At 50.2% G+C, this 249-nt stretch carries 1 pseudogene; it reads right to left on the reverse strand.

Annotation, left to right across the window (positions count from 1 at the left end):
- Positions 1-35: 35 nt before the first annotated feature.
- A pseudogene (locus tag KDM92_RS19320) lies at positions 36-249 on the reverse strand (IS3 family transposase); the annotation flags it as partial.

Consider the following 249-nt stretch of genomic DNA (forward strand, 5'->3'; position numbering starts at 1 on the left):
CCGTGCGATCGGGTATTGCTGCCTTAGTTCATCCGCTATTTGCGCTTTCTCTCCCGCGCTAATTTTTCTTTTGCTTGAACTAAGGCTTGCAACTTTTTTAGATACGCATTCTCCAAACGCAGATAGTTCAGCTCTTCGAGCAGCGCTTCATGTGATCCCTCTGCAGGCTCTTGACTTGGGCTAGGTTTTTTTGATGGAGCAGACATAGGAGGCGGTCGTCCTTTACGGCGTGGTTCTAGGGCGCCAAGC

The organism is Affinundibacterium baiyunense (assembly GCF_018139645.1).
GTDB classification, from domain to species: domain Bacteria; phylum Pseudomonadota; class Gammaproteobacteria; order Burkholderiales; family Burkholderiaceae_D; genus Undibacterium; species Undibacterium baiyunense.